Raw genomic sequence first — 13,938 nt, forward strand, 5'->3', positions numbered from 1 at the left:
ACGAGCAAAAGATGCGGGTATGGAAGGCCGTCTACGATGAGGCGCTTGAGCTGGCCTTTGTCCCGGCTCGCGTCGTTCGGTCACGGGAAAGCCCCAACTGCTCTGGATCGAGGCCTACGAGTTCGGCAAGCGTGATTGTCGGTCGCTTCGACCTGTCGTTGCGCGGTGCGCGGGCAGGACGGTTTGGGTCGCTGAAGCGGTAGCCGAGACGGATGGCATGCTTGCTGATTACTGCGGAATCGCGGTTCAGCGCCTCGGCGACGTCGGTCAGCGATGTTCCATGAGTCCAGGCGTTGCGAATGGCGATGTCCTCGTCCTTGCTGAACCCACGGATGTAGCCATGCACGAGCCCCAGAATATTGGCCCGGCTGAACATGGCGGCCGGGCTGCGACCAAGGGATCGAGCCAATTCGCGGCTCGGGATTTTCCCGTATCCGGCGCGAAGGATTTGCTCGTCTGCCTCCGACCAGATCGGCCCCAGGCGGAAACCGTCCCGGTTGGCATGGGTGCCGCGCAGCCCGAGCGCTTCGGCGCGCCATCGTATGGAATGCGGCGATCGTCCGAGGCGGGTGCGAAGGAGCGTGAGGCTGGCGCTTGTTTCATAGGCGTGGCGAAGGAGTTCATCCTCTTCCGGAGTCCAAGCCCTGCCCCAACCCCGGCCATAGCCAAGCTGGCGCAGCCGCGGACCGAGGCCTTGCTTGGACCGGCGGGGATACCCCTCCGATACAAGCTGTTCGATGATCGCCAGATATCGCATGCCGGTTTCGGCCAGTTCCAGCGCCCGGTTCATCTCTTGCGCGGTCCAGCCAGATGGCTGGGCCGCGTGACGAATACCGAGCAGGCTGGCACGGCCGATAACACCCGTCATCGGCCGCCCGATCAGTGTGGCGATCTGTCCTACAGGAACACCGGTTTCATAGCCCGTTCGAATCTGGGCGTCTTCCCAACCGTCATAAGGCGGTGCCGCAGGTTCCGTTAGATCCAGCAGTCGTGCGCGGGCGTAGACGGCGCTGACACCGCGGCCCAGTTCGGCGGCGATCCGCGAAGTTGGATCCTGGCTATACCGGGAATGCAGCAACGCATCGTCCCATTCGGTCCAGCTTCGCTTGGAATTCCGCCTGAGGCCGAGGTCATAGATCCGGGTCGAAATGCTTGCGCGGGTCCGCCCGAGCGAGAGGGCGATCTCATCGAGTGACTGATCGCCTGCAAACAGCGTCTTCAGCCTCGATGTCTCTTCGGGGAGCCAGGCGTCGGTCCGGAACGCGATTTCGCGTAGTGGTCCGGCGGCGGTGGGAGACCCGGGCACATAGGGTGCCAGTTCGACGACATCGGCATCGAGATCGAGAATGTGGCTGTTGGCCATGCCTGGCTCCCTTCAGGCGAGACCTACTACGGGCGTATCGACCACACGCAGGCGGAGACGCGCCGCCAGTCGTGCGATGCGGGTATCGTCTCTCGGCATGGTGTCGGCGGCGCCGATCATCGCCAGCAGATCGAGGCCAGCGTCGATATCGTCGCGTGGAAGAGCGAGATGGCCCGAAAGTTCGCCAGCGGTGGTCGCATTGGGCGCGATGGGCCGAAGGGCCGCAAGAATTCGGACGGCGGTCGGCGCGGCAGGATCGAGCAGGAAGCTGTCGAGTGCCCTCATTCCCCGAAGCGCGTGCTCGGTTCCGCGGCGAGACTCGCCCGTCTCACGCAGAGCCTCGAGATTGAGCAGCGCCCTGGATTCATCGGCTGAGAGGTCCGAAGCGGATACAAGGTCCGGCGTGCGGCCGATATGGGGTGTGATCGTCGGATCGATCTTCACCAGACAGGGCGTCGAACTCAAGGCAGGCCCGAAAGCGAAGAACTCACCTGGTGGGAGCTGGCGAAGGAGGTTGGCTTGCTCGCTGCCGAAGCCGAGAAGATCGGCTGCCCGAACCACATCGCGGTCGAAGATGTTGAGGCCAATCAGATGATTGTGGAGTTCCGAGACGACGGAGCTGGCGAGCTTGGCTAGGCGCTGGGTGGCTATCACCGTGCCGATGCCGCGCTTGCGGCCGCGGGCGCACATGTCGGTCAGGGTGGCGACGCCGAGGCGGCGGGTTTCTGCATCACGCGCCGACGCTGCCAGATGGGGTGCGAGGAGATGGGCTTCGTCGATGCACACCAGCACGGTATTCTTCCAGTGCTCGCGCGGAGCGCCGAGCAGACCGGCGAAAAAGGCGGCACTCTTCGTGATCCGCTGGTCGGGCTCCAGATCCGTCAGATCGAGATGGAGTGGCAGGCGGTGCTGGCGTGCGCGCAAAGCGGTCGCTGTGAGGCCGTCTGTCGCGATCTTGCGCGCTTCGACGGTTGTGGCGCCTATATGCTCGGCAAGATTGCCGAACTCGCCTTCGGGGTCGACGATGATGGTGGTGAGGTAGTCGAAAGCCTCTTCGACAATGCGGCGGAGTGTCTGGCTCTTTCCAGCCCCGGAGGAGCCCTGGATCAGGCAACGACCTGACATCAGACGGGGAAGATCAAGTTCGAGGGGACCGTTAGCGCTGTGACCAAGAGGGACACTGGCCTCCGCTGTAAAACTATGTGTGGCGAGGTTCATGGGCGTGCTCCTTCACGCGCCGCGACGGAGCAACTCGCGGCACGGGGCTAGGACAAGAAGGGATCGAAGTGTTGATCGCCGGCGCGCGGGCCGTGCCTACAACGAGGCGAGAAACGCCGGTCCGTCGCCGGATGCGAGAGCATGGCGGACCATATCGAGGTCTGGTCGGGCGTCGGCGGCGAGCTGCGCCATAGCGGCCGGGTCGTCGCGAAGGCGGCTGATCAGACTGGAGAGATAGGTCGCGAAATCTAGACCCGCGCCAAATGGGGCTTCATGGATGACGCAGATCGCAGTTTGAAGCTCGGCAATGACCGACCAGGCACGTTCTTCGACAGCTTTTTTGCCCGCTATTGCCCGGCGTAGACGCAACAAGGCTGGCGACCAAACCACGTCATCGTGTTTGCACAAGCTTGCGCGTATGGCTGCGAGCCATCCTGTGTCCGTGAGTTCATCGGGCTCGATGGGGTAGCATAGGTCGCCGACGCCCCTGAGGCATTCGAGGGCGTGAATTCGAGCCGCTATGGCATTGTTCTGATCGAAGGCATCAGGATGATCGGCCCGCAGGCCGGCCGCAAGTTCGAACGGATCAAGGCGATAGAATTGGGGCTCGGTTGCTCCTGGTGGCATGATACGCGTGGCATAGATGTGTTTGAGCGGCTGGGTGCCGGGGCCGTTCGGCAGGCTCGGGATCGCAGATGCCACTACGCGCCAGATTGGTTCTGGAAAGCCGCACAACGGGACAAGATGGCGAATCGCGCCACTGTCATCGTCGTCGATCGTATTGATGCGCGCACCTTGCCGGATGGCAAGGGCAGCGTCGGGATCGAAGTCGAGGAGAAGCAGGGCGGACAGTTCAAAGCTGTTGAGCGCGACATGGGTGGGAGCTAGATCCGACGATGCTGGCGTTTCGAGGAGCGACGACGTCATGCCGTAACCTCCTGAAGAGCTGGCTTCTGGGCTTCATGCTCGATCCGGAGGCGGGCCTTGTCGAAGCCGGCGGGTTTGCGGCCGGAATTCCGGATATGGACAACGGTGGCCACAAAGCTCTCGGCCGAAGCGCGCAAGCGGTGGCCTGTCTTGTCGAGCTTGGCCTTCACCTCGGCGAGCTTTGTCGCCTCGAATTCTTCTCGAAGAATCGGGTTGAAAGGCTCGAACTTGACGAAGCCGACACCATTCACGGGAGGGCTGAACTCGGCGGCGTGGGCGATGATGACGAAGCGGGACATGGATGTCTCCTCTGTCTGTAGGGAAGCAAGGCGGCTGGACCCGTCCAGATCCTTCGGCCGCAGACCGCTCCCCTCCTCCCCTTCAGTTCCCACGCCGCGACCCTGGGTGGCCGTTAGTGGGCTGGACCAATCACGGAGTGGGTATTCGCAGACGGGTTTCCGGCGATACCGTCACATCGATCTTTGACGCGCCTCGGTGCCGCTTCTCGACAGCGGTCTGTGCGAGGCTGACGGCGGCACTCATATTCTCGGCCTCAAGCATATCCGACCAGGTGCGGGCGTTGCCGTTTCGCGTGCAGTAGCGGGCGCTGAGGAAGAATCTGGGCATAGCTCAGGCCTCGGGTGCTTCGATCAGCGCGGTTTCAACCCTGCTGACCCAGTCGGGATCGACGGTAAGCGCCACGTCAGACCAGCGATTGACGATGGCCTCGACGGGATCGTGCTCGTCCTGCGGAACGAGAGATATCTCATCGTCACCTGCGCCTTCGATGTCATAGTCGACGGTGTGCAGAATCACGGGTCGGTCCGTGACGACGCCGGAGACCAGGCCTCCTTCGATGGCTACGACGATCCGAGGAACATCATCGGATCCATCGGCACCATTCAGGCGCTCGCAAAGACCGTCGATCTCGCCCGGGTCTAAAGCCGTAACCGTATCGCCCTTGGTGACGATGTCGACAAGATCAGCTGGACAGCTTTGCCGCTGCAAGAGGCGAAGCGCGGCGAGGATAGCAGCGAGTTCACGATCGCCCAGCACCGGGAACGGCGCGATGTTGTCGACGTTCGCACGTTCGATCCAGACATCGCACTCGGCTTGGGTCGCAAGGTCATCACTATCCAGATTTTGGACGTCTTCGCCCAGCTGGCGGAGGCGCTCGCGCTGAGCTTCGCGCAGCCCCTGCTGCCACTCTTCAGCCGAAACGGGTGGAAGCTTGTCCTGGCCGATATGCTCGCGGAGGAGATTGACCATATCGACAGCCGCTTCACGTGCCGCTGAATAGGTCCCGAAATGGCGTCGTAGGATCGTCGGGTGAGCGCAATGCGTACCGGTCGTGATGTAGATCATCATCGTCTGAACTCCTGGGGACATGATAGTGGGCAGACGCACCCGATGGGCGTGGAAGCTGATGCTCGGGATCGCAGCGGTTACCGCGTCACGCGCTCGATCGGCTCTGCGGAGCGCGATAATTCAGCTATGTCTGTCAGGTTGGCCGGACGGAGACAGCGCGTCGGCTTCGAACTCGTCAGAGATCGGATCGATGTCGATGGCTTCCCCGGCGGAACCGATGCTGAACTCGGTGACGGCGGGAACGCCAATATCCGAACCTGCCGCGCAGCTGTGGCGCTCCTCGATCCGATTGAGAAGCTGCTTGGCGGCAGCGAGCGCAACTGGCTCACCGCCCCCGGTGCGGACGACTGCATTCAGGACGAGCGTTATCGCTACGTCGTAGCCCGGCGGTAGCGGAGCCGGCTCGGTTTCGCGAAGCGACGGCGAGTCATCCGATGACCAGTCGATATTCTCCAAAATCCACTCAGGGACGAAATGCTGGTCAAAAGATTTTTCGTAGGTCGGCTCGGCGTCGTACCAGGCGGCCTCGACATGTTCGGTCCAGCCGAGGATATGATGCCGAAGAACAGTCATGCCCAAGCGATCGAAACTGGCAGCGATGTCGCGAGCGAGTGACGCTTCTTCAGGATTGCGCGAAGTGGTGGCATGTCGCATTTCGAGAATAGTGCCCCACAGGCAGGCGGCAGCGTCCAGCGTGTCATCGGTATAGTGACCCAGCATGGCGAGATCTCCGTGTGACGGCACGCCCCAAAGGTGGACTCGTGCCGGTGGTTTCGATGGTCAGGTGCAGGAACCACGCGGTTGAACTGCGTGACGGCTCCGTCAGCGATCAGGCAGCTCGAAGGTGGTGATCCTGCGGAAGACCCAGGCTGGATGCCGTAAGTTGCGCCCATGCCGGTTCGAGGCGATCAAAGGCTGCAGTCAGATCGTCAATGGACGCCCATGTGCAGGCGTCGCCGGGATCATGGTCCAGCTGGAAAACCACTGGCAGTAGATCGGCGGTCATTTCAGGAAAGACGTCCTGCACAAGGAGGGTTTCGATCAGCTTCGCCAGGAGACCCACGCGCGCGGCGATGTCGACTCGACTGCAGTGGGGCAGGTCGAAATAGCGGGCTGGCGCGATGACTTGCGCGATCCGAACGCACGCGGTTCGGCCGGCGACCCGCGGCGAAACGATTGTGGCGACTTGGCTGCGGCGCGCCTGATCGACGCTGTCGGCAAGGACCAGCGCCCGATATTCGTAGAAAGGAAGTGTTCCCGCGATACGAGACCGCGTGACGATGATGTCCATGGGCTGACTCCTGTCAGGCAGGCGGACATTTCCGCCCACGCCCTCGTCAGCCCCCTTCCCTCCCCAATCCGCGCTCGTTGAGCTATACCCGGGCGATAGGGCGATCGAAGCCCCGCTAGACGGTAATCATCGATAGCCTGTCCAAGCGCGAGAATCGGTGCGCGGCGCGACCGGCATTTTGAGACGTGCGATGAATCGATCCGAGAGGCATTCAATGCTTCTGCAGTTCATGGCAGTATTGGTCGTGTGGAATATCGATGCGTGCGAAAGGCATATGGCGGTTGACGGGAGTTTTGGAGAATGGCGAAGCAACCGGCGCTTTCCGCCCGATCCAGGAGTGTAGAGCGTCGCGTTACGCCCTCTGCTAATCCATTGATCATTGCGCTGAGCGCCTGGGATCTGATCACCCTCAGAACCTATCACTGCCTCGATACGGCAACCCGCTGGTTCGCGGCCGGAGTTGGTCCGGGAGGGATCCCAGTGAAGGATCTCCGCCTCGGCGACGTTGCCGGGGTTTCCGCTGGCGAGATGTTTCGAGTGCCGAACTTCGGGCGGTATTGCTATTATGATCTCTACGCAGTGATGAAGATGTTCGGTTGGGCGTGGGGAGATCTTCCGCGACTGCGGCTTGCGCAGGAGCAGCGCGATTTGACTGCGGGTTTGGCTAATCGTGCCCGTCTTGCCGAGCAACGACGAGAGGCACTCGACCATGCGGTCGCGCTGCGGGATTTGCATGATCTGGAGGGACTGACCTGCCGTGTTATTGCCGGCCAGGTCGGGTTATCGGCGAGTCTCGTGCAGCGCAGGATCGCAGAGGTGCGGAAGATCGAAGAGATGCGCTCGCTCTATCCCTTGCCTGCGTGCGTTCGAACGCTCCACTAAGCCTCGCTTGCCGACCCGCGAAGGCGACGCCCGACTTCAGCGGCGGCGTGCATGTTTGAGAGCGATCAGTTCTTCGAAGCGAGCCAGTACCGCTCCGGCTGTCGGATAGCGATTTTCGAGTTCGTGTCGTTGCAAAATGGGGGCGCGTGAGGCGGCGATAGCCGACGCCTCGTCGAAAGTCGGCTGGCGTGGCGGCCAGCCTTTGACGAAACGCAGGCCTGGGGGCATCGCCGCTTCGATTTGTCGTCGCTCGGCCGCGTCGCGTTTTGCGCGTTCAATATCGCAGCGAAGCGACAGCGGGAGCAGATGCGGCGCAACGTCGGACAGCCATCGTTGAGGCTGAAAGGAGAATGTGGAGGCCGCCTCGAGCGAAGCGAGATGACGGTAGAGATCGATATTTCCTGCGGCGCGCGATGCGGCTTCAAGATCGCGGCCGGACGCGAGGACGCAGAAAGCGCACGACAGTCGCGTCGAATTGTACCGGCAATAGGCTTCGTGAAGCGGAAGACGATGACGATCATGAGCGTCGAAGACCTGGCTCGCGGTCCAGTCGACCAGCGGATGCCAGCTTATCATCCGCGTTCCCATCGCGTTTCCGGTTCTGGCGAAGCGATCATCGAGGCGGGATATGGGTGTGCTGCGGCGAGCGGTGCTTTCTTCGCGCCTCAGGCCCACGACGGACACGATGGTTTCGCCGCGGAAGCGGCGGGCGAGTTCCGGGCCGATGACCTGGACCTTCAACTCGGAGGTGCAGAAGCGCAGCGAAGAGGAGGACCATGGGCCGATGAGGTTGTAGGTTTCCAACGCCTCATAGCGCCGTTTGCCGCTGGCAAATCGCTGTTCCCAGCGTGCGACCATGTCGCCTGCGGATCGACGCAGGACAAGAAGCGGGAGATCCAGTCGACGCGCGACAGCTTCGACCAGGGCCGGCGTCGTTCGCCATTCGGCGCGGCCGAGGTCGGCATGGACCGCGATCCGGCGTTTGCGCGGATGTCCAAGCTGGTCAAGGAGCGCTGATGCCGCGTGCCCTGCGCAGGTGGAGTCCTTGCCTCCGGAAAGGTTGAAGGCGAACCAGGCGTTTTGCCGGATGGCATCCATGATGAGGTGGTCGGTTGCGATCTGCGGCTCGTGTTCGTGCGCGCACTGAACAGCCGCGAGTGCGGTAGCCATGTCGGGCCTCCGGTTTTTGGCGTCAGCAGCTGGCCAGCAGGATGTCGAGTGCCTGGCCCAGCACGTCTTCGCTCGCGCCGTTGACGATGATGGCTGCTGGATTGGTGGCGCGCACGGCGCGCGTCACGATCTCGAGCGGACGTTTGCGGAGCGGATATTGGAAGACCTGGCCGTGCTCGACCGTGACAAGGTTGGTCTTGAGCAAGCGTTTGACGCGACGGCCCTCAAGTTCGCGCATCAGCAGGTCACCAATCTCGGTTTCAAGATCGTGGTCGTAGCTGAAAGCGTCACTGGTCCGGGGTGCGCGGTTTGCCTTGAGCCATGCATTGACCTCGGCTTCGGTCCAGCGCCCGACCTGATGAAAGAAATCGGCACCGCCTGTGCCCTGGTTGCGGGCGTGAAATGCCAGTTCGCCGTCGACGTAGATGTCGGCGGTATAGGCACTGGTTTCCTGGGACAGGGCGGCGCTGTAGGTGATGCGGCGCAGTTCGATCTTCATGGGAGCCTCCGGTCTGCTCCCAAGCCGGGAGCGTCCCTCCGCTCCTCCTCCGCTTCCGAATAGCGCCCTGGCGCGCCGCTATGCGGGTTCGACCATCTCGCTTTCGAGGGTCCAGTGATCCTTCCAGGCACGCGGATCCGGCTTGTCGACTTCGCCGGTGTCCATCAGCTCGCAGGCGGTTTCTTCGGAAGCTGCCATGACATCCATGATGACCTCGCGCTCGACACGGAAGATCTGGACGACCTTGATCTTGAAGCTTGCCACTACAATGCCTCCACCATGACCCGGAATGCCGAATGATCGTCGAGGATCAGCGTGATTTCGACGCCGTCCTCATTGTCGGTGCTCGACAGGCTATCGATATTGGCTTGGGTCTTGTGTACTTCCGAAACGACATGAGGGGGTTGGTCATCGGGACGTTCGAGCGCGCGGTCGCAACCTTCGATGTGGGTCTCGATAAGTTCGCAAATCATTGCTGCGATCGTACGGGCCTGCGTCCTCATGATGGGGTGCTTTCGGGCTGGTGATCCGGGTCATAGTTGCGTGTGCGCAGGAAGTCCGGGTCGTTCGCTTCGTCGACGATGTAGCCGGTCACCTCTGCCGCATATTCGGCATCCAGCACGGCGGCGGCATGAGGGACAAGCCGAACCGCAAAGCCATCGTCGAACAGGATATGGTCAGCGGACACCATCGCGTCCTGGTGGTTAAGCGCGTCCACTGCGACCTTGACGCGGATCGTCGCATAGACATGGACGAAGTGGCGTTTGGCTATCATCGCCCGTCTCCCATCTGCCAGATCGTATCGTCGAGGATTTCGACTTCAAATGGGCCGGTCCAGTCCCGTACCCATGCCGGTGCGCTGCCTTCGAACCGTATGTCATCGCGATCGTTGCCGTGCTGGTGCCAACTCTCTCTCGTCGGAAACCGTTCGAGCAGGAGCGAGACGGGCACTTCCCAGGTATCGGGATGGTCTGGATCGGTATCGACGGCATAGTCCCTGATCCATGCCTGCGGCCTGAAGCGAAGGATTGTAGTTTTTGGCGCGGCATCGCCGTCATCCGGCGGTTCTTCGGAACTCTCGGGCGCCAAGTCGTGATAGGATCGCTGGATTTCCTCATCGCTCATGCCGGTCCAGTGTTCCCGGAGGATCGATCGCATATAGCCATCGTCCTGACGGCATGTGTCGAACGTGTCGTCGATCAGAAAGTCGATCAGTTGGTCTCGGGTCATATCCATCAGCGATGCCTCCTCCCTTGGCGAGCGAGCGCATGCCTGATTCTCTCAAGGACAAGCTTGCGGTGATCGTAGAAATCGTCCGTTGGCGTGCGCATGCGCCGGAGATTCCGGTCATAACCCGCCGGCTCGTCCCATTCGGCGGGGCGCGTCATGGCGCACCTGCGGCGAGGCGGTTGTCGTAGATAGGCTCCATGCCCGCATGGTAGGCTCCCAGCGGCCAGATACGGCCATTATAGCTGATGTGTGCGATCGGGATGCCATCGAGGAACAGTTCGCCATCGGGAAACTGACTGGCCCCAAGACAGAGGTCGTCGCGCCGCTCGCAATAGAGTCGCGATGCGTCGGCCCAGTGCACCGCGGGCACATCGGCATAGCCATGTTGGCGCACTTGGAACGGGGCGGTCTTTTTCCGCGCGTAATGGGGAGGTCGAACAGCTTTGGCTATGTGGCCCGCATATACTGCGATGGTGAACCAGTAAGCGGCGATGAAAGCCTTGCGGGTCCGCCACGCCTTGTCGGCGCGCTGGCGAGCGTCGCGCTGCATGTCATACATCAGGGCGGCAATCAGGGCCAGAATCTGCGGATGCTGTGCTTTGAGAGCGCGCGTCGAGGGAAGCGCAAGGACCGGGTTACGGACCTCTGCGCGGCTGGCGCGCGCTCATGCCCCCGCTCCCATGTCGAGCTGGAAGGCAGCCTGGTCGGGATTGACGGCCAGCGCGAGGGCGAGTGGCTTCACCCAGATCTCGCGCGATGATAGCGTGAACGTCTCACCCATTTCGGCAAGCAGAAGCGCCTCGCCGATCACCTCGGCCATCGCCTTGGCGGACGCGCTGGGAACGGCGTTGCCGATCCACTCGCGGCGTGTCGAGTCGGAGCTTGATTCCAGATCGAAGCCCCGTGTCGCCCAACTTCGTTCCCAGCGGCGGACATAGGCATCCATCGCCGGGTCGAAGACGAAGATCTCTTCAGGATCGAACAGCGACTGGATGGCGGCAAGCTCCAGCGTGGTGAAGGGTCGATGCCAGGTGTTGTCGAGCGCGATGATCCGGGCGACGAGGCGCTCGTCGAGGGACGGCAAAGCCCAGTCGTTCGCGGGCTCGGGCAGGTCCGCAGGCTCACCTATCCTCGGATCGGCGAGAGACCAGCGCCCATTATTGTTCTTGGCGAAGGCTGGAATCGCGCCGGCTGCGCCGCCCCAAGAGACCACGCCGTAATGGCCCTGCGTCAGGTAGCTGTCCCGGCCGGGACGGGACAGGCAGGCTGGTCGTGGATCGGCGATCGAAATGGCACCGCTACCGACGCGGTCGGCACCGGTGACGGTGGGCGACTGCCCGGACATGGCGACGACCTTGAGCTTGTTGCGATGGCTGTCGGGTCCCCATGTGCAGCGCGGGTCGGCGACAACGAACGCCCCCATGCCGGTCGAGCTCGCGCCGATCACGGCGTTTGCCGACATGGTGAACCCGGTGACGCGGTATTTGCCGTTGACGTGTCGACCTTCGGGCGCGCGCGGATCGGCGACGCATAGGCCGCCAGCGGGACCGCCCGGCCCGGCGACGGCGGGTGCATCGCGATCGAAGGGGACAACGCGATAGACGTTGTTGAACCGAGGCCGACCCTGGATGCGCGGGTCAGCGACCGAATGGGCTCCGCCGCCGGGCAATGACTGCGCGGTCACCGCACCCGCTGATCCGCGCCATGGGCGGACGCCATATTGCTGGTAGGTCAGGTTGCCGGTAAGCTGCCGCGGGTCGGCGACGCTTGCCGCACCGCCTGCGACATGCGATGCGCCCCCGATCGTCCTGGCGTGTGCGCCATAGGGTGTAACCGAAAGCAGGTTATGATGGGCGCCGGGCTTGTAGCCGGGCCGCGGATCGGCAACGCAGTTCGGGCCCGTGGTTGGGTTGGGCGTGCATGAAGCAACGCCTGCGCTTTGGCCCCAGCGACGGACACCCAGGACATGTCGGTGGGTGGCAACGCCGTAGCCGGGTCGCGGATCGGCGATGCTGTAGGCGCCATTGGTCGGCAGTCCCCTGGTCGAGATGACACCGGTCGAGCCGGCCCATAGATTGACGCCGAGAAAGCCGCTGCCTTCGCGGGTCGATGGCGCGCGGGGATCGGCCACCGAGAAGCGACCTTGCCCCGGCGCGCGGGCCGATGTGATGACGCCGGCGGCGTCGGACCACCGCGCGACGCCGTAGGCGTTGGGCCTGAGTTCGGTTTCGGGGATGATGCCATAGTCACGAAGGAAGCCGTCTTCGACGGCAAGATCGTTGAGGCTGCGCCAGTCATGGCCGGCCTTGACGAAGGCGAGCCGGACCCACGTGCGCCATTGCAGGGCGGGCACGCGGTGCATCGGGCCGCCGGCCGGATCGCCGGGGAGTGGCAGCTTGCCGATCACCTCGCCAACGCCGCGCAAGGGGTGCTTGGTCGGCTGGTAGATGAAGGGCGGCACCTTGTCCGGGTGGCGGGCGATCAGCAGATAGCGCTTGCGGGATTCGGCGAGCCAACCGATCTCGCCGCAGTCGTGCGTGTCTTCGGTGACGTGATAGCCATAGCCGCGCAGCAGTGCGATGATCTGGTCGAGCAGCCAGCGGCCGCGCGTCATGATGCGCGGGACATTCTCGAACAGCAGTATGGGGATGGGATCGTCGCGATAGGCTTCGAGGGTAAGCCACATGCCGCGGAGCGTCAGGCCATTGAGTGCCTGGTATTTCTGGGTCTTCGAAACCGCGTTGGAGAGAAGTCCGCTGAAGCCCTTACATGGATAGGAAGCGAAGCAGACATCGAGACGGCCGAACACCGCGCGGATGTCGGCGGGAACCACCTCCTTCCAGCCCGGCGGAGGCTCGTGTCCATGGAAGGCAGTATATTGGCCGCGGTCGAAAAGATCCATGACCGTGCCCTTGACGCCGGTCATGCGCTCGAAATTGCGGATGGCGCCTGGATCGACGTCGATGCCGCCAGCACATTCGAAGCGGGCAACCATGTTGCCGATGCGGGGGTTGGCCTGGTTGAAGCCACGTGCGCCGGCACCGATGCCGCACGCCATGTGTCCGTGGCGATAGACGCGCACGGAGTCGCGGGACTGAAGCATGTCTGCCTCCCGGATTTGGGGTGAAGATGGAAGCGGGAACTGTCCCGATGAGACTGAACGTGGGCGCTTTGGTCAGCGCCCCGGGTCGGCTTAACGCGTTACAATCGCGCGGTGGTTGAAGGCGCTATCGGGTGCCCGCAGGACGCAGACTGCCAACGCTATTGCCATCGCTGTCGGTAGCCACAGCGGAGACGAGGTGATCGGTTCCCGGTTCGAAAGTGATGCAAAGCGTGGCCGGCGGGACCGGAATGCCGGTGTGATCGCAGGAGAACCAGATGGTCCGGCTGAATATGTCGCCGGGTATGGTGGTCCACCATGCGTCGGCATCGCCAACGGGTCGGCCGAAGTCATAGCGTTTATAGATGGCGGTCGCGGTGGCTTGCTGGCGGGACGAAATGTCGGTTTCGGCGGAAGCGATGTCTGCGGCCGGGATGCTGGTCTCCGATGGACGGTCGGCGACCTCGCTTGGCGTGCTCTCCAGAGTGAGTTCGCTGGTCGAGAGCGATTCCTCGGGATGCTCCTCGAAATAGATCTGCGCGACGCGTTCATCGTCGATCCTGGCCGGGTCCTGGTCGTCCGGGAGCTCGTACCACCATTCCCGGCAATAGGCGGCGATTTCGCGGAAGAGCGCGGTGCGGGTGCAAGCCGCGTGGTGATTGACGCCTTCGCGGTGCGCGATCGATGCGACATGGATGTCGAGGGGCCAGTCCGAATTGCCGGCAGTTGCGGAATCGGCGGCGTTTCCGAGCTCGTCGAGCAGGACGACAAGGTCTGGCGCAGTGATACCCTCCGGGTTTTGGAGCGCGTCCCGGGCGCGGGACAGCAACTGTGTAACGCAGAGGGGTGTGGAACTGGGCATGGCTTCGGTCTCCCGGATTTGTCACCAA

General features: G+C 62.9%; 17 protein-coding genes. 1 reads left to right on the plus strand and 16 read right to left on the minus strand.

Annotated features, from left to right (window positions below; translation table 11 throughout):
• Positions 1-31: 31 nt before the first annotated feature.
• From J0A91_RS18345 to J0A91_RS18375, 7 genes are all read right to left on the minus strand, one after another.
• Positions 32-1,363: a hypothetical protein gene (locus tag J0A91_RS18345; RefSeq protein ID WP_069206101.1), complete on the minus strand. Its 1,332-nt coding sequence runs from the start codon at positions 1,361-1,363 to the stop codon at positions 32-34.
• Between the two features lie 12 nt (positions 1,364-1,375).
• Positions 1,376-2,581 (minus strand): ATP-binding protein, encoded by a 1,206-nt coding sequence (locus tag J0A91_RS18350; RefSeq protein ID WP_069206102.1) that lies wholly within the window; start codon positions 2,579-2,581, stop codon positions 1,376-1,378.
• A 96-nt stretch (positions 2,582-2,677) separates the two neighbouring features.
• A complete protein-coding gene (locus J0A91_RS18355) occupies positions 2,678-3,508 on the minus strand; it encodes a hypothetical protein (RefSeq protein ID WP_069206103.1) in 831 nt (276 codons plus the stop codon).
• Positions 3,505-3,807, minus strand: coding sequence for a hypothetical protein (locus J0A91_RS18360; RefSeq protein WP_150126956.1), 303 nt, complete (start codon positions 3,805-3,807; stop codon positions 3,505-3,507). The genes J0A91_RS18355 and J0A91_RS18360 overlap by 4 nt, the downstream gene beginning before the upstream one ends.
• A 331-nt stretch (positions 3,808-4,138) precedes the next feature.
• Positions 4,139-4,876, minus strand: coding sequence for a hypothetical protein (locus tag J0A91_RS18365; RefSeq protein ID WP_069206106.1), 738 nt, complete (start codon positions 4,874-4,876; stop codon positions 4,139-4,141).
• A 120-nt stretch (positions 4,877-4,996) separates the two neighbouring features.
• Entirely contained in the window at positions 4,997-5,596 is a 600-nt protein-coding gene (locus tag J0A91_RS18370; RefSeq protein WP_069206107.1) for a hypothetical protein, read from the minus strand.
• Positions 5,597-5,705: 109 nt separating this feature from the next.
• The gene (locus tag J0A91_RS18375) at positions 5,706-6,167 is read right to left on the minus strand and encodes a hypothetical protein (RefSeq protein ID WP_069206108.1); all 462 of its coding nucleotides are present in this window, start codon (positions 6,165-6,167) and stop codon (positions 5,706-5,708) included.
• Positions 6,168-6,467: 300 nt separating this feature from the next.
• Between J0A91_RS18375 and J0A91_RS18380 the strand changes: the two genes are divergently transcribed.
• Positions 6,468-7,049: a hypothetical protein gene (locus J0A91_RS18380; protein WP_150126957.1), complete on the plus strand. Its 582-nt coding sequence runs from the start codon at positions 6,468-6,470 to the stop codon at positions 7,047-7,049.
• Between the two features lie 36 nt (positions 7,050-7,085).
• Here the strand turns inward: J0A91_RS18380 and J0A91_RS18385 are convergent, their stop codons facing one another.
• From J0A91_RS18385 to J0A91_RS18425, 9 genes are all read right to left on the minus strand, one after another.
• Positions 7,086-8,219: a phosphoadenosine phosphosulfate reductase domain-containing protein gene (locus tag J0A91_RS18385; RefSeq protein ID WP_069206110.1), complete on the minus strand. Its 1,134-nt coding sequence runs from the start codon at positions 8,217-8,219 to the stop codon at positions 7,086-7,088.
• 22 nt (positions 8,220-8,241) lie between these two features.
• Positions 8,242-8,718 (minus strand): hypothetical protein, encoded by a 477-nt coding sequence (locus J0A91_RS18390; RefSeq protein ID WP_069206111.1) that lies wholly within the window; start codon positions 8,716-8,718, stop codon positions 8,242-8,244.
• 78 nt (positions 8,719-8,796) lie between these two features.
• The gene (locus J0A91_RS18395; RefSeq protein ID WP_069206112.1) at positions 8,797-8,982 is read right to left on the minus strand and encodes a hypothetical protein; all 186 of its coding nucleotides are present in this window, start codon (positions 8,980-8,982) and stop codon (positions 8,797-8,799) included.
• Positions 8,982-9,221, minus strand: a complete 240-nt coding sequence (locus J0A91_RS18400) for a hypothetical protein (protein ID WP_150126958.1) — start codon at positions 9,219-9,221, stop codon at positions 8,982-8,984. The genes J0A91_RS18395 and J0A91_RS18400 overlap by 1 nt, the downstream gene beginning before the upstream one ends.
• Positions 9,218-9,493, minus strand: a complete 276-nt coding sequence (locus J0A91_RS18405; RefSeq protein WP_069206114.1) for a hypothetical protein — start codon at positions 9,491-9,493, stop codon at positions 9,218-9,220. Before J0A91_RS18405 ends, J0A91_RS18400 begins: the two co-directional genes overlap by 4 nt.
• Positions 9,490-9,954 carry a hypothetical protein gene (locus J0A91_RS18410; RefSeq protein ID WP_069206115.1) on the minus strand — a complete coding sequence of 155 codons (465 nt, stop codon included), beginning with the start codon at positions 9,952-9,954 and terminating at the stop codon, positions 9,490-9,492. The genes J0A91_RS18405 and J0A91_RS18410 overlap by 4 nt, the downstream gene beginning before the upstream one ends.
• Positions 9,955-10,102: 148 nt before the next feature.
• Entirely contained in the window at positions 10,103-10,507 is a 405-nt protein-coding gene (locus J0A91_RS18415; RefSeq protein ID WP_083224761.1) for a hypothetical protein, read from the minus strand.
• 105 nt (positions 10,508-10,612) lie between these two features.
• Positions 10,613-13,051 carry a DNA cytosine methyltransferase gene (locus J0A91_RS18420; protein WP_083224762.1) on the minus strand — a complete coding sequence of 813 codons (2,439 nt, stop codon included), beginning with the start codon at positions 13,049-13,051 and terminating at the stop codon, positions 10,613-10,615.
• Positions 13,052-13,175: 124 nt separating this feature from the next.
• On the minus strand, positions 13,176-13,910 hold the full coding sequence (locus tag J0A91_RS18425) for a hypothetical protein (RefSeq protein ID WP_150126959.1): 735 nt from the start codon (positions 13,908-13,910) through the stop codon (positions 13,176-13,178).
• Between the last annotated feature and the right edge of the window lie 28 nt (positions 13,911-13,938).

Origin of the sequence: Sphingomonas panacis, assembly GCF_001717955.1 — a bacterium.
Taxonomy (GTDB): domain Bacteria; phylum Pseudomonadota; class Alphaproteobacteria; order Sphingomonadales; family Sphingomonadaceae; genus Sphingomonas; species Sphingomonas panacis.

Bases quoted from the DNA above. Each gene is read 5' to 3' on its own strand.
- J0A91_RS18345 (WP_069206101.1), bottom strand. From the start codon at position 1,363: ATGGCCAACAGCCACATTCTCGATCTCGATGCCGATGTCGTCGAACTG.
- J0A91_RS18350 (WP_069206102.1), bottom strand. From the start codon at position 2,581: ATGAACCTCGCCACACATAGTTTTACAGCGGAGGCCAGTGTCCCTCTT.
- J0A91_RS18355 (WP_069206103.1), bottom strand. From the start codon at position 3,508: ATGACGTCGTCGCTCCTCGAAACGCCAGCATCGTCGGATCTAGCTCCC.
- J0A91_RS18360 (WP_150126956.1), bottom strand. From the start codon at position 3,807: ATGTCCCGCTTCGTCATCATCGCCCACGCCGCCGAGTTCAGCCCTCCC.
- J0A91_RS18365 (WP_069206106.1), bottom strand. From the start codon at position 4,876: ATGATGATCTACATCACGACCGGTACGCATTGCGCTCACCCGACGATC.
- J0A91_RS18370 (WP_069206107.1), bottom strand. From the start codon at position 5,596: ATGCTGGGTCACTATACCGATGACACGCTGGACGCTGCCGCCTGCCTG.
- J0A91_RS18375 (WP_069206108.1), bottom strand. From the start codon at position 6,167: ATGGACATCATCGTCACGCGGTCTCGTATCGCGGGAACACTTCCTTTC.
- J0A91_RS18380 (WP_150126957.1), top strand. From the start codon at position 6,468: ATGGCGAAGCAACCGGCGCTTTCCGCCCGATCCAGGAGTGTAGAGCGT.
- J0A91_RS18385 (WP_069206110.1), bottom strand. From the start codon at position 8,219: ATGGCTACCGCACTCGCGGCTGTTCAGTGCGCGCACGAACACGAGCCG.
- J0A91_RS18390 (WP_069206111.1), bottom strand. From the start codon at position 8,718: ATGAAGATCGAACTGCGCCGCATCACCTACAGCGCCGCCCTGTCCCAG.
- J0A91_RS18400 (WP_150126958.1), bottom strand. From the start codon at position 9,221: ATGAGGACGCAGGCCCGTACGATCGCAGCAATGATTTGCGAACTTATC.
- J0A91_RS18405 (WP_069206114.1), bottom strand. From the start codon at position 9,493: ATGATAGCCAAACGCCACTTCGTCCATGTCTATGCGACGATCCGCGTC.
- J0A91_RS18410 (WP_069206115.1), bottom strand. From the start codon at position 9,954: ATGGATATGACCCGAGACCAACTGATCGACTTTCTGATCGACGACACG.
- J0A91_RS18415 (WP_083224761.1), bottom strand. From the start codon at position 10,507: ATGTATGACATGCAGCGCGACGCTCGCCAGCGCGCCGACAAGGCGTGG.
- J0A91_RS18420 (WP_083224762.1), bottom strand. From the start codon at position 13,051: ATGCTTCAGTCCCGCGACTCCGTGCGCGTCTATCGCCACGGACACATG.
- J0A91_RS18425 (WP_150126959.1), bottom strand. From the start codon at position 13,910: ATGCCCAGTTCCACACCCCTCTGCGTTACACAGTTGCTGTCCCGCGCC.